Consider the following 21615-nt stretch of genomic DNA (forward strand, 5'->3'; position numbering starts at 1 on the left):
CCGTACCTAAGGCGTGTTCGAGATGTGATCACAGCGCCTGTCGTATCAAGGTGAGCTGGACGGTGGCCTCATAGTGTTGAGCGACGCTGAATATGTGCATGAAGGCGACGTGCTGGTTGTCGACGGAGTGGTGTGAAGCGACCCCGGCGGCCGCCACGCCGCCGGGGTCTTCGCGGTCACGGTGTCGCTTTCGTCGTCACTCTGTCGCGTGCGTCTCGGTGATGGCGAGGCGGGTGGAGGGCTCGTCGACGATGCTCTTCTCGTCGGCGAACGCGGCGATGAGGGACTGCAGGGCGATGTTGTTGACCGAGCGGGGCAGGCCGCGGCTGGTGAGGTGGATCAGGCCGACGGCGTCGTCGGAAACAGCGGGTCCGAGCGGCCGGCGATCGTCAGGTGATGCTTGATGTAGCTGGCGGTCTCCTCCTTTGTCATGGTCGGCATCTGGTAGTCGTATCCCCGGGGAGCAATGCCCCAGCCTTCCCAGTCGAGGATCGTGGGGCCTGGTGGTGAGGTTGGCGGCGTGGAAGTCGCCGTGCGCGCAGGCCCATTGTGTGATCTGGGGTGCCGGGTGGCCGGTGTACTCGGGGACGGCGCGCGAGATCCACTCCTGGCGCATGGCGGTGCGGTCGGTGGGGGTGGCCGCGATCGCCGACAGGTTCGTACGGATCGTCTCGAACCAGGGGCCGGGCAGGTCGAGTTCGTCGCGCAGGACGGGGTGCGGGGACAGCAGCGGCTCGTCGACGAACGCGGACAGCTCGGCGCGGTAGGCGTATCCGTCGCCGGTCCGGTCGTGCAGGGCGTGGAGGGCTGGTTTGCGGACGCCGGGAACGCGGCGGCGGCCCGCTCGGTGCCTTCCCAGAGTTTCCCGCCCGGCCGCCCGGCAGGGACGGATGCCAGGCGCAGCCGGCACGCGCCGTGCACGGGGTGCGCGGCGCGGTGGCCGAGGGTACGGCCGTGCCAGCCCCAGGCCTGCGGGCCATGGACGGAGGCGCCGAGTTTGCCGGCGGCGTGCGTGTGCACGGCGGTCATGCGCCGAAAGTCGGCGTCGTCACGGGATGGCGAGTACATCAGGAGCCGTCCGGAGAGTCTCTGGGGAGAGTCGTGTGGTGCGAGTGGCGTGGCCTCCGTACGTGAAGGTCTTGTCGATCAGCCCCCGATCAACTCCCCCTGGGGACTAGGTTGTTTGCCCTTGAATAACGCGAATCTCCGGGGAGAAGCTTTATGTTCGGTGATGCTTTGGGCCAGGACGCCGCCGTGCTGAGATGGCGGGTCGACATCACCAAGGCGCACCCGGCGCGCGTCTACGACCTGTTTCTCGGGGGCACGGACAACTACCCGGTCGACCGGGCCGCGGCCGCCGCGGCGCTCGCCGCCAACCCGCGGGGTTACCTCGACATCCGGCACAACCGGGACTTCATACGCCGGGCGGTGACCACGCTGACGGCGCAGGACGGCATCCGGCAGTTCCTGGACATCGGCACCGGGCTGCCGACGCAGGAGAACGTCCATCAGATCGCCCAGCGGATCAGCCCGAACTCGCGGGTCGTGTACGTCGACAACGACCCGGTGGTCCTGGCCCAGGTGTACACCCTGCTCACCAGCGGGTCCGAGGGCCGTACGGACTACATCGACGCGGACCTAAAGCAGCCTGCTCGGATCCTCGAACAGGCGGCCAAGACCCTTGACTTCGACCAGCCGGTCGCGCTCGTGCTTGCGGCCGTCCTGCACTTCGTCGAGGACGAGGAGGCCTACCGGGCCGTGCGTGAGCTGGTGGACGCGTTGCCGTCGGGCAGCCGGCTCGTCCTCAGCCATCTCACCGAGGACGTCAACCCCGAGGCCATCCGCGCGGTGCGACGGACGTACACCGAGCGCGGTTTCACCTTCGTCCTGCGCTCGAATCGGGACGTCGAGCGGTTCTTCACGGAGGCCGGGCTCGTACTGGAGGAGCCGGGTGTCGTCCCGGTCCACCGCTGGCGCCCCGACGGCGCGGCCCCCTCCCCCGAACAGGCCGACCCCGCCCACCTCGCCACCTTCGACGCGATCGAGATGATCCGCTTCCATGACATCAACGACGTCACGGATGCGGACATCAACATCTACGCGGCGACGGGCCGCAAGGCCTGATCAAGGTTTGATCAGGCCTTGACCAGGGATCGGTCGGAGGTGCTCGGGCGTCTGATGCCCAGCAGGGCCATGCCCTGGCGCAGGCTGCGGGCCGTGAGGTCGCACAGGAACAGGCGGTTCTCGACCTGGGCCGGGGTTTCCGCCTTCAGGACCGGGCACTCCGAGTAGAAGGTCGTGTACAGGGACGCCTGTTGGTACAGGTACGTCGACGGCTTGTGCGGGGCGTACTCGCCGGCGACCTCCGCGATCGTCTCTGCAAAGCGGTCCAGGTGCAGGCCCGACTCGCGCTCGGCCGGGGCCAGTTCCAGCTCCGGGTGAGCGGCAAGCGCCTGGGCCCTGTTCACCGAGAAGGGCTTCCACGCCACCTAGATCCCGCGCCGCCTGCACCCATCTGTCATCAGCAACGGACGTCCACGCCATCTCAGCAAAGCGGACCTTGGGCGGGCCCGTCCGCTCTACCTCAAGAACGCCAAGAGCAGGGTCACGACGATGACGCCGATGCCGATGGCAGTGCCGAGTTCGGGATTGCGGTATGCGGCGTAGACGGCCAGCGCGCCGAGCGCCAGCGCAAGCGCGGTTCGAGTGTCCATGCCCGTCAGGACAGCCTTGTAGCGGGAAATTTTGCGCCGCCAGCGTCGCGGCGGATGAAAGAAGTTGGCCCCTTGCGCGTCCTACTACCAACCAACCTCTGCGGGGTCCATCCCCGCCTGAGTCCGGTGGAAGGACGGCCCATGGCAACCAACTCAGGAGGAGCGGGTCCCGCGCGGCCACGAGACCGGCTGTCCCGTGAACAGGAGGCGGAGCTGAGCGAGGTACTGAAAGAGGTCCATCCGCGGCTTCTGACGGTGGTGATGCGGATGACGCGTGACTACCACCTGGCCCACGACGTCACCCAAGAAGCCTGTCTCGCGGTGATCCAGGAATTCCGCAGGGGCACCGTGTTCAGGAAGCCGGTCATCGTGTACGCCACCGTCGTGGCCCGCAACAAGTTCCTCTCGGAACTGGGACGGATGCGGGCACAGCTGGAACGGCCCTCGGACGAGCTCCCGGAGGGCGGCAGGCCGTGGCCGGACACCACAGCTCCCTACGACATCACCGCGGGCTTGGAATACCTGGAACTGCTGGCTGCGGTGAAGGCCGCGATCCGTGACGAGAGGCAGGCGACGGTCTGGGAACTGACCCACGTCTGGGGCCTGAAGGGCATCGAGATCGCAGCGTTGCTGAAGGTCTCATCCGCGACCGTGTCCAGGGATTTGGAGAAGGCAGAGACCAAGGCCAAGCGCATATCCGAACCGCACACAGAGCAGTAGCTCGCCTCTCGGGGCCACGGTGGTCGCGAGAGGCGAAACCCGTGGTCCCGACTCGGGACCTACCGCTCCCGACACGAAGGGAGCGAGCTGCTTCCCACAGACGAAGAAACGGGACACGGAAAAGGGGATGCAAATGGAGCACGAGAAGCGCTCCTCTCCTCACGAGAGGATGCTGGCCTACTTGCGGGAGGGAGAGCGGCTCGTCGAGGACTCTCCACCCGGGGCACCCGGCTGGGACGTGGTGTATCGCGCGCTGTCGGATGCCGCAGACCAGGCCGAAGCAGGCGTCAGCGGGGACGAATCGGCGACACGGGACGAGACCGGACTGCACACCGGCTCGATCGTCTGGTGACGGGCCGCCGATGAAGCCTCCCGGCACACGCGTCAGCCCACAGCCGAGCCGAACAGCCAGCACCTCGGTCACGGTGCTGTTCACCTCTGCCCGCCTGTCGGGCACGTTCAGCCACACCGCATGCAGCTGTACGGACGGCACGGGGGCCCGCCCGTAGAGCTGGATCTGCACCGCCTCGGAGGCTGGGCAGGTCAATCACCATCGGTGTGCCCTCCCGCCAAGCATCTGTGCCTGGCGGGAGGGCACACTGCTAATCCCGGAGCTCATGAAGAGCGTGATCTGGGGAGGCCATGTCTCGACCGTAGAGTGCGCCCCAGACAACGGGCGCCGCGAGCGTAGCGTTCGAAGCCGCCAGCTCAGCCGACGTTCCCGCGTACTTGAGCAGGGCGCCGGCTCGTCGCCTGCTGACTGATCACCTATCGACAACTCAGCCTACTGTGTTGGCCGTTGGTTTCCGGCCCTCAAAATGAGTACAGCGTCCGTATCAGAAGCCACGGTTCCTGATCACGCACTCTGCTCAAGGCGGCCTGAAGCCGCGGAGGAGACCCCGGTCTGCCGCCGTCCTGTAACCTGACGGTTATCCCTGCCGGCGTGCGAATGGGTCGTTGGGGCGCAGGCAGTCGAAAACGAGGGCCGCGAGACGATCGGGTCGGGTCGTGTCGGCACATTGGCGCTGAGCGGTGAGCGCGGCCAGGACGATCGCCTGCACATCTGCGGCGTCCACGTCGGCCCTCACCACGTTGGCGCGCTGGGCCCGTTCCAGTAGTGCCGCGAAGATCTCCCGCAGGTCAGCGGCCACCTGCAGGGTCGCACTGCCGAGGTTGGCTCCTGCGCCGGCGATCGCATCGGCAAGGTCCTGCTTGGCGTCGGCCTCGCCGGTCATCCGAATCAGGAAGGCGAAGAACGCCGATCCGGCCTCGTCGGCCTGCAGAGCGGCGCGCGCGTCGCGCGTCAGCTGCTCAAGGTGCTCTACGACGACTGCCTCGAACAGCGTCTCCTTGGTTGGGAAGTGGCGGTGGACCGTGCCCGGGCCGACCCCGGCCCGGCGGGCGATCTCATCCAGTGGCACGCCGATGCCCTCTGCGGCGAAGGCGTGTCGCGCCGCCTGCAGGATCCGTTCCCTGTTTCGCCGCGCGTCGGCTCGCAGCGGTCGTTCGGTGCTCAATCGTCCTCCGGTGTGAGGTGGTTCCGGCTCCTGAAGACAAGCGGGGCGTGCGCCCCGTATAGTCGTAACCGGGGTTACCGCCCCGCTTACTCTCCTGAGGAGTGTCCCATGCCCGCTGCCGCATCACGCGAGGTCCTCGACCGTCTCCTTCGCCTCACAGCCACGGGACCGACTGAGGAGATGGCCGACGTGTTCTCCGAGGACGCCGTCTTCGAGATGCCGTTCCTGCCGCCGGGCGCGCCCCAGCAGGAGGCGGGGCGGGAGGCGTTCCGGGCCCATCTCCAAGCAGGCGCCGGACTGCAGGAGTTCGATTCCGTGGACAACGTCCGCATCCACGAGACGAGCGACCCGGAGGTCGTCGTCGCCGAGTACCGGCTGCACGGGCGGGTCCTCGCCACCGGGAAGCAGTTCGCCTTCGACATCGTCATGATCGCCCGGATTCGCGGCGGACTGATCATCTGGTCGCGTACCTACTCGAACCCGCTCGACGGCGCGATCGCCTTCGACACGGTCGATGACCTTCTGGCCGGGCTGACCACAGCCTAGCCTTCAGTCCGCCTGCCGTGCCCGGTGCCGCCGCCTGTCCGATATCCCCGACCGCCGCCGAACGCAGGCGGTTGAAGAAGATGGCCTGTGGCCACAAGACCGAGCACCGGCTGCGGGTACGCGCGCAGGTCGTCCCGCATGCGGCACGCGGACGCTCCAACGCGCGCATCGCTCACGAGACGAGCCTGCACCTGGACACGGTTCGTGCCTGGCGCGGCCGGTTCGCCCACGGCGGGCTGCCGGCTCTGGCCGACCGCAAACGTTCCGGCGTCCCGCCCGGTTCACTCCCGTGCAGGTCGCCGAGACAAAGGCACTGGCCTGTCAGCTCCCCGCCGAAACCGGCGTACCGCTCTCGCGGTGGTCCTGCCCGGAGCCGTCCGCCGAGCCGACCGCGCGCGGAATCACCGACACCATCTCCGCATCCACCGTGCGCCGGTGGCTGCACCAGGACGCACTCAAGCCCTGGCAGTACCGGTCCTGGATCTTCATCCGCGACCCGGCTTCCGCGCCAAGGCCCAACGTGTCCTGGACCTTTACGCCCGCACTGTCGAGGGCGCCCCGCCGGGCGAGGACGACTACGTCGTCTCCCGCGACGAGAAGACCTCCATCCAGGCCCGCTGCCGATGCCATCCGACCCTCGCCCCCGGCCGGGCCCGCGCGATGCGCGTCAACCACGAGTACGGACGTGGCGGCGCGCTGGCCTACCTGGCCGCCTACGACGTCCATCGCGCGAAGGTCTTCGGCCGCTGCGAGCCGAAAACCGGCATCGTCCCCTTCATGAGCCTGGTCACCCAGGTCATGACCACCGGGCCCTACGCGAGTGCCAAACGCGTCTACTGGATCGTCGACAACGCCTCCTCCCACCGCGGGCAGAAGGCCATCGACCGCCTGACCAGCACCTTCCCGAACACGGTCCTGGTCCACACCCTCGTCCACGCCTCCTGGACGCACCAGATCGAGATCTTCTTCTCCATCGTCCAGCGCAAGGTCGTCTCGCCCAACGACTTCCCGGACCTGATCCAGGTCCGGGACCGGCTCCGATCATTCGAAGACCACTACAACGCCGCGGCGCAGCCGTTCCAGTGGAAGTTCACACCACCTCCGACCTGAACGATCTGCTAGCCCGGCTCGGCCGGTTGGTTGTGGCCGCGCTTCCGTCATGGCTACGGCTGCAGGAGGATGCGAGCCCTGAGCAGGGGGAATGAGGCTCGGCCGTACCGCTCTGCCGCGGTCGGATACGCGCAGTGCGGCATCCGCATCAACGCTGGCCGGTCACGCCAGGGGCTACTTCTCCGGTGCGAGGTCCAGGGAGCGGACGAGTTGGACCAGTTCCTCGCGGAAGAGTTTTTCCGGGCTGAGGGCCTGGACCTGCAGGTGGCCGTAGATCTCCAGCGACACCAGTCCGTGCAGGTGACTCCAGATGCGCAGGGCAAGGGCCACGGCGGCCGGGGGTAGATGGGGGAAGGCAGGGCGAACCTTGTCCAGCAGACCTGGGTCGAAGTCGGACCAGTCGAAGTTGCTGTCGGCGTAACGGAGTTCGGCCTGCGGCCAGGCGGCATCCGCAAGGGCGGTGATGCCGGTGCAGACACGGTGTGCGGCGTCCGGGGCGGCGCCGCCCTCGGGCGGGCGATAGCCGGGGACAGGGTCGCCGTAGATGAGGCGGAAGCCCTCGGGGTTGGCCAGTGCCCAGTTCCTGAAGGCGCAGGCCCACGCCTGGATCCGGGTGGCCGGATCGTACTTGAGGGCGGCGCTCCATGCGGCGTCCACGGTGTCAGCCAGCGAGGTGTAGACGTCGTTGATCAGCGTGGTGACCAAGTCGTCGCGGGTGGCGAAGTACCCGTAGATGGCATTGGCCGTCATGCCCATCTCGCGCGCGATGGCCCTGAGCGTGATGGCGTCGGGCCCGCCCGTGGCCATCAACGCCAGGGCGACCTTCTTGATCTCGGCTGTCGTCTCCAGGCGCAGCCGTTCGCGGCGCCCCATGCTGCTTCCCATGACCAATCACTCTACAGCGTCACGGAATTGAGCCTCGCTCAGCTACTACACGCCGTATAGTTTTTGCGTGCCGTGTAGTTCTAGGCGGCACCTACCCAAGGGGACAGCCATGCACATCGGAGTCATCGGGGCCACGGGCACCATCGGCAGCCGCGTCGTCACCGAAGCCCTCGACCGAGGGCACCACGTCACGGCCTTCAGCCGCGACGCCACGCAGATCAAGGAGGACCGCAAGAACATCACCTGGAAGAGCATCGACGTCCTCGATGCCGACGCAGTCACCGCCGCCATACCCGGCCTCGACGTGCTGATCAGCGGATTCCAGCCCGGGAACGCCGCCAAGGACATGGCCGACACCGTGGCCCGCTCAATCGCCGATCCCACGGCCTACGCCACCGCCGCGCGAGCACTGCTCAAGGCACTGGAGAGCCACCCCCGCACCCGGCTCATCGTCATCGGCGGGGCCGGCAGCTTGGAGATCGAGCCCGGCATCACACGGGCCGACTCCGACGACCTCCTGCACGAGGCCCTCGACTCGATCGGCCTGCCAAGGGAGTACGCAGCCGCGGTACGCGGCCACCGGGACGCCCTGAACGTCCTGCGCACATCGAATCGGCTGTGGACCTACTTCAGCCCGGCGGAGGACATCGCCCCCGGCGAACGAACGGGACGGTTCCGCGTCGGCACCGACCGGCCAGTCCTCGACGCCGACGGGCACAGCCGGATCTCGGCAGAGGACGCAGCCATCGCCCTCGTGGACGAGGCGGAACTGCCGCGGTTCATCCAGCGCCGTTTCACCGTCGGCTACTGACCCCGCGGGCGCACCCATACACCGCCGCACGGAACTGCCAGCGCGCCTCTGCGCTTCCACCCGCAGAGGCGCGCTCCATATTCCCGGAACGGTTCAGAGCTCACGCCGAGCCCGTCCCTCGGACGTGATTCCACTGCCATCGGCAGACCTCAATCTCCCGGCACAGCGCGGCCCACGCCATCCATGGCGGGCCGTGCCCCGCCGCGCGGTGGAGGCCGTGAGTACCTTCTGCGGGAGATCCGGTACAGCACACACGCGCGAAGCGGCCCCTCGGGCACGCTCGGATCCTCGAAGTCGTCGGCCGGATCCCGGGTCATGCCGATGCGGCGCATCACTGCCTGCGAACGAAGGTTGTGGACGGTCGTCGACGCCACCACTTCCGGCAGCCCGAGGGCCTCGAAGCCGAAAGCCAGACAGGCCAGGGCGGCCTCGGTGGCGTAGCCGTGCCCCCACGCCGAACGCATCAACCGCCACCCGACGTCCACCCCCGCGAACGGCATTTCCTCGCCCACCTCGTCCAAGCCGGCACGGCCGATGAACTCACCAGTCTCCCGCGTTTCGAGCGCCCACCATCCAAAACCTCGCTCATCGAACTGGGCCTGCATGACTTCCACCGCGGCATCACTTTGCTCCCGCGTCAGCAACTCCCCCAGATGTTCTCGGACTTCAGGATCCGCGTTCATCGCCGCCCACGGCTCGAGGTCGGACTCCCGCCACCGGCGGAGCACAAGACGACCGGTTCGCAGCTCTGGCATACCCCCAGCCAACCCGATCACGATCAGGGCGTCGATCGGTTATCTCGAACCCTACGGCGCTCACCAGCGCCAGCGTGTCCAGGCGCTCACTGCCACGTGTCCGTCACCGTGGAACCTCACCCGGGACCGGCGACTTGTGGAACGGCGCGATGAACCCCCGTGCTCGACCCCCTGCGCGGCAGACCGTCGGTCCGCGGTGGCCGCCATCGCGGCGAGAACGGGCCGCCGGCCAACTACGAACCTCAGCGTGGCCACTAGCGCGCTCAGTCACATGTCGGCCGAGACCGCGCGGAAATGCCACTCGTGAGACTGAGCGGCTGTGCCATCGACCTGAGACAGCGGAAGAAGCGCTGATCAACGAGCACCGCCTGCGCCACGAGCGGCGAAACCCTACACCAGCCTAAGGGCTCTCCCGTAACGGCTGATCTCGGTGTCATGATCTTGCCGTGCCTGGTCTGATCACGGCGTCGGAGCCATCCTGGATAACCCCGTTCACGGGGGCTGAGCCCGCGGCAGTTTGGCAGGCTGGTCACTGCGATGACAGAGCGAAGGTACGAACCCAGTACGCAAGGGCCGGCCGTGGAGCCTGACTCTGGAGGACCGGATCCCTGCTGGTAGCGCGTTACTGGCGTATGAACTTGACGCTGCGGCAGCTCGCCCCGCTGTTCGGGGTGTCGAAGTCGGCCGGCAACCGCATCATCGGCCACCTCTGGCCGGTCACGGGCAACCGCAACGATTGCAAGGCGTACGAGCTTTCCGGTGCGAAGGCCGCCGTCGGCCGGGCCACGGTCATCGCGGACGGCGGCTACCGGGGCACCGGCCTGGTCATCCCGCACCGCCGTGAACGCGGCCAGACCGAACTGCCGGCTTGGAAGGAGGAGCACAACACCTCCCACCGCAAGGTCCGGGCCCGCGTCGAGCACGTCTTCGCGCGGATGAAGGCGTGGAAGATCCTTCGCGACTGCCGTATGAAAGGCGACGGCGTTCACATCGCCATGCTCGGCATCGCCCGGCTCACAACCTCGACCCTCGCAGGATAACTCCCGCCCCATACGGGACCAGAGAGGTCCAAGGGAGGCGGCTCCCCACCTCTCCGGCTCGGAGAATGCTCAGTCGATACAGAACTCGTTGCCCTCGATGTCGAGCATAGGGATGCACGAATCATTGCCGTCATACAGCGTTCGCACGTGTACCGCGCCGAGCGGGACCAGTCGTGCGCATTCGGCCTCAAGTGCGGCGAGGCGCTCTTCACCCACGAGTCCGGTGCCGACCCGCACGTCAAGATGCAGCCGGTTCTTGGCGGCCTTCCCTTCGGGGACGCGCTGAAAGTACAGGCGCGGGCCCACACCTGAGGGATCACTGCAGGCGAACCATGAATCCCGCTGCTCAGGTGGTTGCGAGCACTTGAAATCGTCCCAAGTGGCAAACCCCTCCGGGGGTGGCGGTACGACGTACCCCAACACTTCGCACCAGAAACGAGCGAGGCGCTCAGGTTCTGCGCAGTCAAAGGTGACTTGGAACTTCTTGATCGCTGACATCGGCGCAACATACCAAGGGGACTCTGCCGCTCATTTCCCCAGGTGGATCCGCCACTCCCTCACGCCCTGGGCCGCCTTGGACACCAAGCGATCAAACCGGACAGTCCACAAGAACGACGCGACCCTGGCGGCGGAGCCCACCGGTGGTCCCCAGGATCCAGCCCTGACCAACCACCTTCATGCCAAAGATCAGTTACAGGACAACCCTTAGTCCGCCACGTCACCACCAGCATAGCTTGATGGCCCGGCGCCACCCGAGCGGCCACTCGCCGAGGTGACGTTCACCAGCCCGGACCGGGGCCCCGACGTGATCCACGACTTCAACACCGACGGCTTCGAGGCGCTTTACCCCAAGTACAAGGGCGGACGCCCGAGGACCTTTACGCTGCCCGAACGCAGGGAGATCAAGAAATCTCGTCGAACGCCCCGAGGAACCCGCCGCAGCGTGACACACCTCAACCGGCCTACAACTCCTGACAGTTGCTCATGGAACCAGCGCCGGTGAGCGCTACGCTGCTGTGTCGTGCAGGAGACTCGTCTCGACACTGCTCGGATCCGGGCGGCTCGCCGGGTGATCGACCCGGTGTTTCTCGACACTCCGCTGTACCGCTGCGAGGCGCTGGAGCCCGGCCTCGGGTGCACGGTGAGCATCAAGCTCGAAACGGCGAACCCGGTCCGCAGCTTCAAGGCCCGCGGCACCGAGGTCGTCGCGAACCAGCTCGCCGACCGTGGCTCGCGAGCCGCGGTGTGCGCCAGCGCGGGCAACCTCGGCCAAGCCCTCGCCTGGTCCGGTCGCGGCCGGGGGCTCGACGTCACCGTCGTGGCATCCCGCTTCGCGACCCGGGCCAAGCTTGATCGCATCCGCGCGCTGGGCGCCAGGCTGGAACTGGTGGACGGCGACCACGAGATGGCTCGCGAGCGGGCGGCGGCCATCGCACGCTACGACGGCATCCGGCTGGTCGAAGACAGCCTGGACATCGAGACCTGCGAGGGCGCGGCGACCATCGGCCTGGAACTCATGGACACCGCCCCGTCTTTCGACACCGTCCTGATCGCTCTCGGCGGCGGGGCGCTGGCCACCGGCGTGGGTCATGTGGTGAAGGCCTTGGCACCCGAAGTCGAGGTGATCTGCGTCCAGCCGCTGGGCGCACCGGCGATGACACACTCGTGGCGCAGGCGGCGTGTCGTCACCACCGACTCCACCCACACCATCGCCGACGGCGTCGCCGGCCGGTACCCCATCCCGGCCGTCCTGGACGACCTCCTCCTGGTCGCCGACGACGCCGTCCTGGTCCAGGAGACGTCGATCATCGCCGGTATGCGGATGCTCCTCACCCACGCCGGCCTCGTCGTCGAACCGTCGGCCGCACTCGGCATCGCGGCGATCCTCGAAGACCGTGACCGCTTCGCCGACCGACACGTCGTCACCATCGTGTGCGGCAGCAACGTCGACGTAGACGCGTACCACCGCTGGGTCGGCGCGGCTTCCATCCACAGCTCTTGACAATTGCTCGGACAGCGGGGCGAGAGGGGCCAAGCGTGACAGGGGCTGTGTGAGGTTGTGCCCGGGCTTCTCAAGGACTACAGCCGAAGCATCAGCCAGAAGCACAGAAGTTGGGCCTCAAGCGCCGGAATGCCCACGCGAACGATGCCAGGCCGCCTGCCCGGGTCGCAGCAGGTCGAACCGGACGTCGCGCCACAAGGCGCGGAGCCCAGACGTGTCGTCGGCGGCCAGGTGGTCGCCAGGGACGGCCCAGGACTTGACTGGCGTGGTGCCGGCGGTGACCGCCGGCCAGCCCGGATCACCGGTGGCCGCAAAGCCAGCCCACGCGCGGAGCATGCGGCGGGACAGGGCGCGGTCGTGGTCGTCGGGGGCACCGCCGATGAGGAAGCCGGCGCCGACAGCGTCCAGGTTACCGAAGGCGAAGGGGATGTCCGCGGTGTGCCAGGGCCTGGTCTCTCCGCGCCTGCGGGCGAAGCGGGCCAGGTACGCCCGGCCGCCGGCCCTTGCGTGGTGCTCGGCGAGGCGGGTGGTGTACTCGCCGAACTGCGCGTCGCCGAAGATCGCGAGGTAGCGGTCGAGTACCGGGGCGTCCGGCATCAACGCACAGTAGCCGTCCACCAGGTGGGCTGGGAGGTTCAGGGCCTCGGCGAAGTCCGCCAGTTCCGCCTCAGTGGTGACCTCCCGCACGGCTCCCACCGCGTGGAGGAACCAGTACTCCTCCAACGTGTGGCACACCAGCAGGTCCACCTCCCGCGCCGTCCCGGAGGCGAGCATACGGAGTGGGTCCGCAGGCAGCACCCCGCCGTCGACGACGGGTTGAAAGATCACCGGGTCAAAGGCGTGGACCGCTGCCACGGGGTCGGTCCCGCAGTGCGCGGCGGCCTTGTCGGACGCGGCCACCAGCGCCTCGGGCGACACGGACAGCAGTCCCTCCGCCGTCGGGGCAACCCCAGCCTCCGCCGCGATCCGCTCGGTGACCGCCACCGCGAGCTCGACTGTGAAGAAGGCATTGGGCACGCTGTGGGCGATGGCCCGCCGGAACAGCCCCCGTGTCTGCTCCATGACCATCAGGCAGACCACCGAGCCTCCTCCGGCAGAGTGCCCGGCGACGGTGACGTTCCCAGGGTCGCCGCCGAAGGCCGCGATGTTCTCCCGGACCCAGCACAGCGCGGCGGCCTGGTCCAGCAGCCCGCGGTTGTCGGGAAAGCCGGGCACATGCCCGAAGCCCTCAAAGCCCACCCGGTAGTTGCAGCTGACCACGACCAACCCGGCTCGGGCCAGGGCTGTCCCGTCGAAGTCGGGCTGGGCAGAGGAGCCGAACGTGTAGGCGCCGCCGTGTATCCAGAAGAACACCGGCAGCGCGCCGCCATCCGCGCGCTCCGGCACCCACACATTGACGGTGAGGATGTCTTCGTCCCTGGGGCGCCACACCGGCGCTCCGGGCAGCTCCGCCGACTGCGGGGCGATGGGGCCGAAGGCCGTGCAGTCCCGGACCCCACCCCAAGCCGGCGCCGGTTGCGGCTCCCGGAACCGGCGGGCACCGAAAGGCGCGGCTGCGTACGGGATACCCAGCACGGCGGTGACGCCGTCGTTTGCCCCTCTGCCCCGCACACCGCCGCTCGTCGTCCGAAAGGCTGCTTCAACACCGTATGGTTGATCACTCATCGCGCGTCAGTCTCGCTCATCAACAGGCACCCACGCGACCAGGATTGGACTCCGCCGATGACAGTGCAGCCGTTGACGGCAACGCGCACCAGAGCAAGTACGGTGACCAGCGCGAGAAACCTACCCGCGCCCACCCAGGCCGGACTCGCCACGGACCAACAGGCCGGCCTGGTGAGGCTCGGTGGTGCCGTAGCCGCTCGTACCCGTCACACGGGCGGGCACATTCAGGGCCTGCGCCCAGGCCCGCAGGGCGCTTCTGTCCTCAACCTGGATCAGGGCGGCGAGTCCAAGGCCCCTGGCGTCGGCAACGTCCACCGAATCCGCGGAGAGGCTGGGGTGGGCGGCCAGCAGGGCGGCAGCCGCGTCGGAGGGTGCTCAACTACACTCAAGATGCCTATGTGGGCGGTGGGTTGAGGGCATGTTGTGTGCCGACTGATTCGGACACATGCCGGTGAGAAGTGGCCGCCCTGGAACAAAGGACTGCCCTGCGTTACACCATGCCGGGCATGACTTCGAGCGAGACGACCAGCTACGTCGGCCACCATCCCTCGTCGACGAAGCCGCTGCCCGCGCTTCCGTGAGCGAGGTGGTTGGCGACTGACAAACCGTCTTTGATCCCTTGACCCCGCCGACGCTTTAGGGTGGCCCGGTGGTGTTTGAGCTGCGGGAACGATGGGGCGGACAGCCGTTGTGGGCGAGATGGGTTCTCACGGTGTACTTGATCGGATTCCTCGAAGGATCCTGCGTCCACATTCTCGATCTGGCCCGTGACGGCATCCATGCCTATGCGTCGTTTCCTCAGGTTCCCCTTCAGGTGTTCTTCGTCAGCTTGGCGATCCTCGATCCGCTGGTTGCCGTGCTGGTGGGACTCACGCGGCGGGAAGGCGTCTGGCTGGCAAGCGCCGTGATGATGACGGACGTCTTCGCGAACTGGTGGGGCAACCGGCACTGGCTGCAGGATGATCCAGCGAGACTCGTCTGGCTGTCGCCCATCACCCTCTTCGGTCTGTTCGTCGTTGCGTTCTTGCTCCCCTTGCACCGCACAGTTGCCAGGACGGCCTGCAGGCCCCAGGCGGCCCTGCCGCCTGCCTGACGACTCACGCATCGCGCAGCCTGAACCACCGGCACCTTGCCGACAAAAATGACACCGTGCCGACCACCACCGCGCTGGAACACCCACCGGCGGGGCGTCGCCATCACCGCTCGTCGGCACCGTGAACGCCGCCTCCGTCGGCATTTTCAACGCCGGGCAACACGGAGGGTAAGGGGCAGGCGCCCGGTTGGGCAGTAGTCATGGAGTCCTCTCTCTGATGCTGCGGGTCGGGCGGCCACGGTGCGGACGGTGGCCATCTGAGTTGGTCGGACTCAGTCGCCGGGGAGGTTGGTGGCGTCGGCGCTCGCCGTCCGCACTCGTTGGGCGCTGGGATCCTGGGTGAGCGTGCCGTTGGCCGGAGTGCTTCGGGTGAGGCCTCGGAACGGCCGGACGACGATCGCTCCGTGCGCGCGGAGGACCGCAACGTTGGTGGCCCGGCGGCGGGTCGCCGGCCGGGCCACTGGAAGTGCAGTCAGTCGCCGGTGGTGTCGAAGGCGCGGCGGGTGCAGTGCGGGATGACCGCGGTGACGGGGTTGCCGCGTTCGGGATACACCCGGCCGGTCATGCCGCTCATCGGGCGGGCTCCTGTTCGTGGGCGGGCTGGGCGGGGCCGTTACTGGGCGTCTGCAGCACGCGGGGAAGGTGGACGTGCAGGTGCTCGATTTCGACCTGGCGGCTGCGCGCCCGAAGTTCTCGGGCAAGGAGTTCGGTGAGTCCGCTTGCCCTTTTCCGGAGTACGTAGCTGTCGGGGGCGTGCGCAACGGTCCGGGCGTGAGTAGTTGGCGAGGCGCCGATGAGTAGTCGCGCTCATGTCGCCGTCCGGTCGCCCACTGCAGGCTGGATCCGTGAACGTGACCCGGAACGTCAAGCCCCGCGACCTGGCCAACTGGCCCGCATGTCGCTTCCTCGCCCTGTTCTTCTGGAGCTGGGCGGCGCTGATCACGTTCGGCCCCATCCTTCTCCTGGCTGTTCTCTCCGTCGCCTGGATGCAGCCGTTGACGTCGGTGATCCCGTTGGCAAAAGTGACCGTGCTCCAAGTCGGCCTCATCGCGGCCGTCCTGACACCCCTCTACTTCGCCCCTGGCATCCGCCGTCTCGCCCGCTCCGCCCGGTTCGCGCTGCTGGGGCCCCTGGCCGGTGCCATCGCCCTGGCCGTGCTCCTCTGCCTCGGCGCTCAAATCTGATCTTCGTCACCCCCGGCGTGTCCTCCGGCGGTCCGGCCAACAGCTCTGTGTCGTCCGCCGGCGCATCCGATCGCGGTGTGCCGGGGTCCGGCGGGCAGGCTCGCGTAGTCGGCGAGGTTGTTGAGCAGTTCGCGGGCTGTCCGCTGAGAATTCGTGACGGCTGGTTGGGCGCCCGACTGGCGATGCTATCGACTGGTCGGGCGGGCCAGGAGCCGTCCCGGTGGCCAGCGATGCTCGCCGCAAAACGGCGAGACCACAGCGAGGTTTGTTTCAGTGGGCGGGGGCTCCGTAGCATCGGATGAACAGTGGTACGTGCTGGTCGAGGCAAACTCCAACTACGGGTCCGATTCATATGGGGAGCTGAAGAAGAAGCACCATGTCGAGGGTGACCGGTCGGCAGCACTGTCCCGGGCCGAGGAGATATGCCGCACCTGGTGCCCAAGCCACTGGGAGCCGGAGGAGAGCGGTCGGACCGTCTTTCAGACCTCCGAGACAAGCTGGCTGGTGGAGGTGACCAGCGAGCGGTGGAGCGAATAAGCGGCGCGATCTTGACCAGTGAGGGACATTTCCGCGTCACAGTCGCGCGACTCGTCCACGCCAGGGAGACCCCGCCCGCACATCCGCCTGAGAAAAAGGCCGGGGTAATACGCCGAGCTTTCGGCGGCGGACGGTAGCGGACCACCGGCGGCGTTGGACCGGTACTTCGCCGGTCCGGGCAGGCGGGCCCGGTCGACGGTCCGCGCGAAGATCAACAAGCACATCTCCAGGTCCACCTGGTCGAACCAACCGTCGTCACCGAAGTCGCCGTCGACGTGTCCCAGGACGTGGCCGCGCTGGTCGACTACTTCTTCCCGCGCGGCGGTCAGTCGAGGGCGGCCCGGGCTATTTGTACGGCCTTGCGGTGACGGCTTGTACGGCCTTGCGGTGACGGCCGTCCATGCAGGCCTGCAACGCCCAGTGGGACCGGCCCTGGACTTCAGCGTTCCGTGGGCCCGCTGGTGAGCGAGATTAGGGAACCGGAGGGCGGCGACTGAGCGTATATGGGTAAATACGCTATGTACGCGCTGGTGGAGCGCTACGGTCTCGGACCAATCAGCATGCAGCAGGGGACAGTGGGGGGATTCGATGCTGGCGGAGGAACTGGCCGCGCTTGTCGCGGCGGGGGGCATGGCAGTGGTACAGGCTGCGGGCACGGACGCCTGGCGGGGGTTCCGGGAGAAGGTGGCGGCCTGGTTCGGCCGCGGGGACACCGGGCGGGAACGCGTCGCGCTGGAGCGGCTGGACCAGACAGCGGCCGTGCTGGCGAGTGCTAGCCCGGGCCAGGTTGAGGAATACCGAGGCCAGGAGGCCGCATCCTGGCGGACTCGGTTCGCTGACCTAATGGATGACTTGGGTGAGGAGGACCGCGTCCGGGCAGCAGCGGGCCTGCGCGAGCTCGTCACGCAGGTCCGGCAGGCTCCTGGGGTCACCGTGGGGGAGATCGCCATTAGCGGAAACGTGCACATCCAGTCCACGCACGGCTCGGTGAGCGCGGTGAAGACGGGCAACGTCACCATGGGAAACCCTCCCGTGCCGGACGCGGACCCGAGCTGACCGCGCCCGGCACCAGGCAGGCTCCCCAACCTGACGCTCGCACCATCATCTCGGCTAAGCACGGCAGCCTGGCGGCCGGGCACATTGAGGTGTTGAACCAATACGCCGCGCCACAGGCTCCGGTGGAGTGGCCCGTACGAATGGGGGCCGTGCCAGCCCTGGCCTCGGCCTTCCAGCCCCGCACTGGTCTGCGCGAGCGGATCGAACAGGCCCGGGCCGGACACGCCACGGTGGTGTTGACTCAGGTACTCTCCGGCGGTGGCGGGGTAGGCAAATCCCAGCTGGCCGCCGCCTATGCCCACCATGCCCTGTCCGAGGGTACCGAGCTGGTGGTCTGGGTAAACGCCTCCGAGACCCAGCAGGTCGTCGCTGGCTACAGCGACGTTGCGCGCCGCATCCAGGCACCCGGCGCTGGAGGCCAGGACGCCGAGACGGATGCGCGGGCCTTCCTGGCCTGGCTGGCTGTCACCTCCCGCTCGTGGCTGGTTGTCCTCGATGACCTCGCCGATGTGGAGGAGATCGCCCCGTGGTGGCCGCCGCCTTCTCGTGCCGGACACGGCCGGGTGCTGGTCACCACCCGGCGCCGGGATGCGCTGCTGTCCGGCGGCGGCCGGGCGGTCGTCGAGGTCGACGCCTACACCCCGGCCGAATCGATGGCCTACTTGCGCGACCGGTTCACCGGCGCGCAGACGCCCCACCTGCTGGACGTTCAGGCCGAGGACGTGGTGCGGAAGCTGGGGTACCTGCCGCTGGCGCTGGCCCTTGCCGCCGCATACATGATTAACGAAGACGTGCCCTGCACGCCCTACCTCGAGGTCCTCACCGACTGCGAGTTACGCCTGGAGACGCTGCTCCCCCATCAGGCGGACACCGAGGGCTACGGACGGCAGATCGCCGCGGCCCTGCTGCTGACCCTGGACGCCGCCCAGCAATGCAACCCGGTGGGCCTGGCCGCCCCCGCCCTGCGCCTGGCCTCCCACCTGGACCCGGCCGGGCACCCCCAGACCCTGTGGGCCGACGCCGCGGTCACCCGTTACCTGACCACCCACCGCAGCGGCTCCACCGAACCGGCCGCCCTGCCCCCTCCTGACGTCACCACGGAGCAGGCCCGATCCGCACTGCGGCTGCTGCACCGCTACGGTCTGATCACCTGCGACTCCCGGCACGGCCCCCGTGCGGTGCGCCTGCACGCCCTAACCGCCCGCGCCGCCCGCGAAACCACCCCCACACACGACGTCCCCGCAACGGTTCGGGCAACCACAGACGCCTTGGCGGCAATCTGGCCTGAGACCGACCACACCGATCCTGATCTGTGCTCCGTACTGCGGGCCAACACCGACACCCTGGCCGCCCACGCCGGCGACCTCCTGTGGCAGTCCCATGGCCACGCGGTGCTGTACCGGGCAGGGAAGAGCCTTTTGAGCGCCGGCCTGTACGCCGCCGCACTCACCCACTGGCACCACCTCGCCACAACCGCCGGGAGGCTGCTGGGGCCCGAGCACTCCGACACCCTCACCGCCCGAGCCAACCTGGGCACCGCCTATAGGGAAGCGGGGCGCACGCCCGAAGCCATCACCCTCCTTGAACAGGTCGTCGCCGACGCCGAGCGGCTGCTAGGAGCCGAGCACCTCGAAACTCTCGCCGCCCGCAACAACTTGGCCACCTCCTACTTGATGGCGGGACGCGCCGAAGAAGCCATCACCCTGCTCGAACAGGTAGTCGCCGACGCTGATCGGGTGCTGGGGCTGGGGCCCGAATCCATCGCCGCCCGCGCCAACTTGGCCACCGCCTACTCGGAGGCAGGGCGCACGGCGAAAGTCATTTCCCTGGAAGAGCAGGTCGTCGCCGACATCGAGCGGCTGCTGGGGCCCGAGCACCCCGACACCCTCACCGCCCGAGCCAACCTGGCCATCTCCTATCGGGAGGCGGGGCGCGCCGAGGAAGCCATCACTCTCGAAGAGCAGGTCGTCGCCGACCGCGAGCGGCTGCTGGGGCCCGAGCACCCCAGCACCCTCACCTCGCGCAACAATCTGGCCCTCTCATACGCGCAGGCGGGGCGCACGGCAGAGGCCATTCCCCTGGAAGAGCAGGTTGTCGCCAGCTTTGAACGTCTCCTTGGGGCCGGGCACCCGAGCACCCTGACCGCCCGCAACAACCTGGCCGTCTCCTATAAGGAGACCGGGCGGGCCGAGGAAGCCCTCCCCCTGCTAGAACATGTGGTCGCCGACATCGAGCGGCTGCTGGGGCCCGAGCACCCCGACACCCTCACCGCCCGAGCCAACCTGGCCGCCTCCTATCGGCAGGCGGGGCGCGGCGAGGAAGGCATCACTCTCGAGGAACAGCTGACCACCGACGCCGAGCGGCTGCTGGGGCCCGAGCACCCCAACACCCTCACCATCCGCGCCAACCTCGCGTTCTCCTACTTGGAGGAGGGGCGGGCCGAGGAAGCCATCCCCATGCTGGAACAGGTAGTCGTTGGCCGCGATCGGCTGCTGGGGCCCGAGCATCCCGAAACCCTCACCGCCCGCAACAACCTGGCCAACTCCTACTCAAATGCAGGGCGCACGGCCAAAGCCATCACCTTGCTGGAACAGGTCGTCGCCGACACCGAACGGGGGCTGGGGCCCGAGCACCCCTACACTCTCGACGCCCGCAACAACTTGGCCATGTGCTACAAGGAGGCGGGGCGCGCCGAGGAAGCGATCCCTCTCGAAGAGCAGGTCGTCGCCGACCGCGAGCGGCTGCTTGGGTCCGAGCACCCCGACACTCTCACCGCCCGAGCCAACCTCGCGATTTCTTACTGGCAGATGAGGCGCGCCGAGGAAGCAATCCCTCTCGAAGAGCAGGTCGTCGCCGGCCGCGAGCGGCTGCTTGGGCGCGACCACCACGACACTCTCACCGCCCGTTACAACTTGGCTGCCTCCTACCGGCAGGCGGGGCGCACCGAAGAAGCCATCACGCTGCTGGAACAGGTCGTAGCCGACGCCGAACGGGTACTGAGGCCCGAGCACCCCAGCGCTGTGGCCATGACCGACACTCTGCGCTCATGGCGACGCGCGAACAAGCCACGCTGGTGGCGCTGGTAGTTGATCACGAGGAAGGGGCCCACAAGTCCCGAGGCCGCCCACGAGCAGGGAAGTGCGGAAGTACTTGATTCCGGCCCTCATTTGAGGGCGGCCACGTCGCCCTTCGGTGTGCCCCTTCAGGGGCAGGGGTCTTGCCGTAGTGGGGCGCGGCCAGCTCGGGTCCGTCTTCCGAGGACTTCGTGATGCCCGTTCGTCGCAGCAACAGGAGGACAGGGCCGGCCGCTGCGGCGAGATGTTGTCACCCAGCGTCGCTTCACGCGTTCTCGCCGTCAGCGGCGTTTGGAGGCCGATCCCCCACCACACCGTCGTCCAGCCGCGGCGCGGACGAAAGAACTCATCGCTGCTCCCGGGGCAATGGATGGATCAGCGCGCAGGTTCGTCAGCAACCACGTCTGAGAATCCGCGAACCCGCGCGGTTCGGCCGGCACGAACGCGACGATCTCGATCGCCTCCGCGGTCGGCAGCGGCATCCGCTCCAGCTCTTCGTCCGTGACCTCGACCAGCGTGTCCCTGGAGACCTCGAACCCCTTGCCGATCTCTCCCCCCCGGCGGACACCTCGCGGTCCTCCGCCTCGCAGAACTTGCGCACCCGCACCCGTCCCAGATCCTCCGTATGGACCTGATGAAACCGGACCGACGGTCCTCGGTGGCGCTCATCAGCTTCACCGGAATGGTCACCAAGCCAAAGGAAAGGGCGCCGCTCCACAGCGGTCGGGGCATCACAGACCTCACGACAACCCCGAGCCCCACCAATGTAGGATCTCAAATTTCGTGTCGGAATCTCACGGCTGGTGCCGGATGGAAGTCGGATCCGACGTGGGCGCTGAGACATGCAGGTCGCGCTTGTACCTCGTTCGCGTTGAAACGCCGACGCCTGGAAACCAAGCGGCCGCA

At 68.0% G+C, this 21615-nt stretch carries 19 protein-coding genes and 5 pseudogenes; 14 read left to right on the top strand and 10 right to left on the bottom strand.

Annotated elements, in window-relative coordinates; genetic code table 11:
- Positions 1-196 precede the first annotated feature (196 nt).
- Complete coding sequence (locus tag KVT44_RS44150) at positions 197-910, bottom strand: hypothetical protein (RefSeq protein ID WP_217573663.1); 714 nt, start codon at positions 908-910, stop codon at positions 197-199.
- 311 nt (positions 911-1221) lie between these two features.
- Here KVT44_RS44150 and KVT44_RS44155 point away from each other — a divergent pair, with 311 nt between their 5' ends.
- On the top strand, positions 1222-2124 hold the full coding sequence (locus KVT44_RS44155; protein WP_217573664.1) for an SAM-dependent methyltransferase: 903 nt from the start codon (positions 1222-1224) through the stop codon (positions 2122-2124).
- A gap of 11 nt (positions 2125-2135) precedes the next feature.
- Here KVT44_RS44155 and KVT44_RS44160 read toward each other — a convergent pair.
- Both KVT44_RS44160 and KVT44_RS60270 read right to left on the bottom strand, forming a co-directional pair.
- A pseudogene (locus tag KVT44_RS44160) lies at positions 2136-2447 on the bottom strand (DALR anticodon-binding domain-containing protein); the annotation flags it as partial.
- Positions 2448-2579: 132 nt separating this feature from the next.
- Entirely contained in the window at positions 2580-2714 is a 135-nt protein-coding gene (locus tag KVT44_RS60270; RefSeq protein WP_302832183.1) for a hypothetical protein, read from the bottom strand.
- Positions 2715-2855: 141 nt separating this feature from the next.
- On the opposite strand from KVT44_RS60270, the gene KVT44_RS44165 reads away from it, so the two are divergent.
- The gene (locus tag KVT44_RS44165) at positions 2856-3434 is read left to right on the top strand and encodes an RNA polymerase sigma factor (protein WP_217573668.1); all 579 of its coding nucleotides are present in this window, start codon (positions 2856-2858) and stop codon (positions 3432-3434) included.
- 133 nt (positions 3435-3567) lie between these two features.
- Entirely contained in the window at positions 3568-3786 is a 219-nt protein-coding gene (locus tag KVT44_RS44170; protein WP_217573669.1) for a hypothetical protein, read from the top strand.
- 577 nt (positions 3787-4363) lie between these two features.
- Here the strand turns inward: KVT44_RS44170 and KVT44_RS44175 are convergent.
- Positions 4364-4951 (bottom strand): TetR/AcrR family transcriptional regulator, encoded by a 588-nt coding sequence (locus KVT44_RS44175; RefSeq protein ID WP_217573670.1) that lies wholly within the window; start codon positions 4949-4951, stop codon positions 4364-4366.
- A 108-nt stretch (positions 4952-5059) separates the two neighbouring features.
- Here KVT44_RS44175 and KVT44_RS44180 point away from each other — a divergent pair, with 108 nt between their 5' ends.
- From KVT44_RS44180 to KVT44_RS58970, 3 genes and pseudogenes are all read left to right on the top strand, one after another.
- Positions 5060-5497, top strand: a complete 438-nt coding sequence (locus tag KVT44_RS44180; protein ID WP_099918564.1) for a nuclear transport factor 2 family protein — start codon at positions 5060-5062, stop codon at positions 5495-5497.
- Positions 5498-5577: 80 nt separating this feature from the next.
- Positions 5578-5766, top strand: a pseudogene (locus KVT44_RS44185) (helix-turn-helix domain-containing protein); the annotation flags it as partial.
- Between the two features lie 166 nt (positions 5767-5932).
- Positions 5933-6607 carry a transposase gene (locus KVT44_RS58970; RefSeq protein ID WP_308314273.1) on the top strand — a complete coding sequence of 225 codons (675 nt, stop codon included), beginning with the start codon at positions 5933-5935 and terminating at the stop codon, positions 6605-6607.
- A gap of 174 nt (positions 6608-6781) precedes the next feature.
- Here KVT44_RS58970 and KVT44_RS44195 read toward each other — a convergent pair whose 3' ends face one another.
- Positions 6782-7492 carry a TetR/AcrR family transcriptional regulator gene (locus KVT44_RS44195; RefSeq protein WP_217573671.1) on the bottom strand — a complete coding sequence of 237 codons (711 nt, stop codon included), beginning with the start codon at positions 7490-7492 and terminating at the stop codon, positions 6782-6784.
- A gap of 109 nt (positions 7493-7601) precedes the next feature.
- Here KVT44_RS44195 and KVT44_RS44200 point away from each other — a divergent pair, with 109 nt between their 5' ends.
- A complete protein-coding gene (locus KVT44_RS44200) occupies positions 7602-8303 on the top strand; it encodes an NAD(P)-dependent oxidoreductase (RefSeq protein WP_217573672.1) in 702 nt (233 codons plus the stop codon).
- A 149-nt stretch (positions 8304-8452) separates the two neighbouring features.
- On the opposite strand, the gene KVT44_RS44205 is transcribed toward KVT44_RS44200, so the two are convergent.
- Positions 8453-9058 carry a GNAT family N-acetyltransferase gene (locus tag KVT44_RS44205; RefSeq protein ID WP_217573673.1) on the bottom strand — a complete coding sequence of 202 codons (606 nt, stop codon included), beginning with the start codon at positions 9056-9058 and terminating at the stop codon, positions 8453-8455.
- 446 nt (positions 9059-9504) lie between these two features.
- Here KVT44_RS44205 and KVT44_RS44210 point away from each other — a divergent pair.
- Positions 9505-10098, top strand: a pseudogene (locus tag KVT44_RS44210) (transposase).
- Between the two features lie 69 nt (positions 10099-10167).
- On the opposite strand, the gene KVT44_RS44215 reads toward KVT44_RS44210, so the two are convergent.
- Entirely contained in the window at positions 10168-10596 is a 429-nt protein-coding gene (locus KVT44_RS44215) for a VOC family protein (protein ID WP_190174868.1), read from the bottom strand.
- A 265-nt stretch (positions 10597-10861) separates the two neighbouring features.
- Here KVT44_RS44215 and KVT44_RS60775 point away from each other — a divergent pair.
- Both KVT44_RS60775 and KVT44_RS44220 read left to right on the top strand, forming a co-directional pair.
- A pseudogene (locus KVT44_RS60775) lies at positions 10862-11008 on the top strand (IS630 family transposase); the annotation flags it as partial.
- A gap of 111 nt (positions 11009-11119) precedes the next feature.
- Complete coding sequence (locus KVT44_RS44220) at positions 11120-12100, top strand: threonine/serine dehydratase (protein WP_217573674.1); 981 nt, start codon at positions 11120-11122, stop codon at positions 12098-12100.
- Positions 12101-12217: 117 nt separating this feature from the next.
- Here the strand turns inward: KVT44_RS44220 and KVT44_RS44225 are convergent, their stop codons facing one another.
- Together KVT44_RS44225 and KVT44_RS44230 are read right to left on the bottom strand one after the other, a co-directional pair.
- Positions 12218-13765, bottom strand: a complete 1548-nt coding sequence (locus KVT44_RS44225; protein WP_217573675.1) for a carboxylesterase/lipase family protein — start codon at positions 13763-13765, stop codon at positions 12218-12220.
- Between the two features lie 120 nt (positions 13766-13885).
- Positions 13886-14080, bottom strand: coding sequence for a hypothetical protein (locus KVT44_RS44230; protein ID WP_217573677.1), 195 nt, complete (start codon positions 14078-14080; stop codon positions 13886-13888).
- Positions 14081-14414: 334 nt separating this feature from the next.
- Between KVT44_RS44230 and KVT44_RS44235 the strand changes: the two genes are divergently transcribed.
- The 4 genes from KVT44_RS44235 (at position 14415) to KVT44_RS44250 (ending at position 20721) form a co-directional block, all read left to right on the top strand.
- On the top strand, positions 14415-14858 hold the full coding sequence (locus KVT44_RS44235; protein WP_308314274.1) for a hypothetical protein: 444 nt from the start codon (positions 14415-14417) through the stop codon (positions 14856-14858).
- Between the two features lie 845 nt (positions 14859-15703).
- Positions 15704-16042: a hypothetical protein gene (locus KVT44_RS44240; protein ID WP_190174871.1), complete on the top strand. Its 339-nt coding sequence runs from the start codon at positions 15704-15706 to the stop codon at positions 16040-16042.
- 1167 nt (positions 16043-17209) lie between these two features.
- Entirely contained in the window at positions 17210-17635 is a 426-nt protein-coding gene (locus KVT44_RS44245) for a hypothetical protein (protein ID WP_217573679.1), read from the top strand.
- Between the two features lie 140 nt (positions 17636-17775).
- Positions 17776-20721 (top strand): tetratricopeptide repeat protein, encoded by a 2946-nt coding sequence (locus tag KVT44_RS44250; protein ID WP_217573681.1) that lies wholly within the window; start codon positions 17776-17778, stop codon positions 20719-20721.
- A gap of 419 nt (positions 20722-21140) precedes the next feature.
- On the opposite strand, the pseudogene KVT44_RS58975 reads toward KVT44_RS44250, so the two are convergent.
- Positions 21141-21441, bottom strand: a pseudogene (locus tag KVT44_RS58975) (Ku protein); the annotation flags it as partial.
- Between the last annotated feature and the right edge of the window lie 174 nt (positions 21442-21615).

The organism is Streptomyces sp. GbtcB7, from assembly GCF_019091445.1.
Classification (GTDB): Bacteria; Actinomycetota; Actinomycetes; order Streptomycetales; family Streptomycetaceae; genus Streptomyces; species Streptomyces mirabilis.

Excerpts from the sequence above, each read along its gene's own strand:
- KVT44_RS44155 (WP_217573664.1), top strand. The coding sequence starts at position 1,222 with ATGTTCGGTGATGCTTTGGGCCAGGACGCCGCCGTGCTGAGATGGCGG.
- KVT44_RS60270 (WP_302832183.1), bottom strand. The coding sequence starts at position 2,714 with ATGGACACTCGAACCGCGCTTGCGCTGGCGCTCGGCGCGCTGGCCGTC.
- KVT44_RS44165 (WP_217573668.1), top strand. The coding sequence starts at position 2,856 with ATGGCAACCAACTCAGGAGGAGCGGGTCCCGCGCGGCCACGAGACCGG.
- KVT44_RS44170 (WP_217573669.1), top strand. The coding sequence starts at position 3,568 with ATGGAGCACGAGAAGCGCTCCTCTCCTCACGAGAGGATGCTGGCCTAC.
- KVT44_RS44180 (WP_099918564.1), top strand. The coding sequence starts at position 5,060 with ATGCCCGCTGCCGCATCACGCGAGGTCCTCGACCGTCTCCTTCGCCTC.
- KVT44_RS44195 (WP_217573671.1), bottom strand. The coding sequence starts at position 7,492 with ATGGGAAGCAGCATGGGGCGCCGCGAACGGCTGCGCCTGGAGACGACA.
- KVT44_RS44200 (WP_217573672.1), top strand. The coding sequence starts at position 7,602 with ATGCACATCGGAGTCATCGGGGCCACGGGCACCATCGGCAGCCGCGTC.
- KVT44_RS44205 (WP_217573673.1), bottom strand. The coding sequence starts at position 9,058 with ATGCCAGAGCTGCGAACCGGTCGTCTTGTGCTCCGCCGGTGGCGGGAG.
- KVT44_RS44215 (WP_190174868.1), bottom strand. The coding sequence starts at position 10,596 with ATGTCAGCGATCAAGAAGTTCCAAGTCACCTTTGACTGCGCAGAACCT.
- KVT44_RS44225 (WP_217573675.1), bottom strand. The coding sequence starts at position 13,765 with ATGAGTGATCAACCATACGGTGTTGAAGCAGCCTTTCGGACGACGAGC.
- KVT44_RS44245 (WP_217573679.1), top strand. The coding sequence starts at position 17,210 with ATGGCAGTGGTACAGGCTGCGGGCACGGACGCCTGGCGGGGGTTCCGG.
- KVT44_RS44250 (WP_217573681.1), top strand. The coding sequence starts at position 17,776 with ATGGGGGCCGTGCCAGCCCTGGCCTCGGCCTTCCAGCCCCGCACTGGT.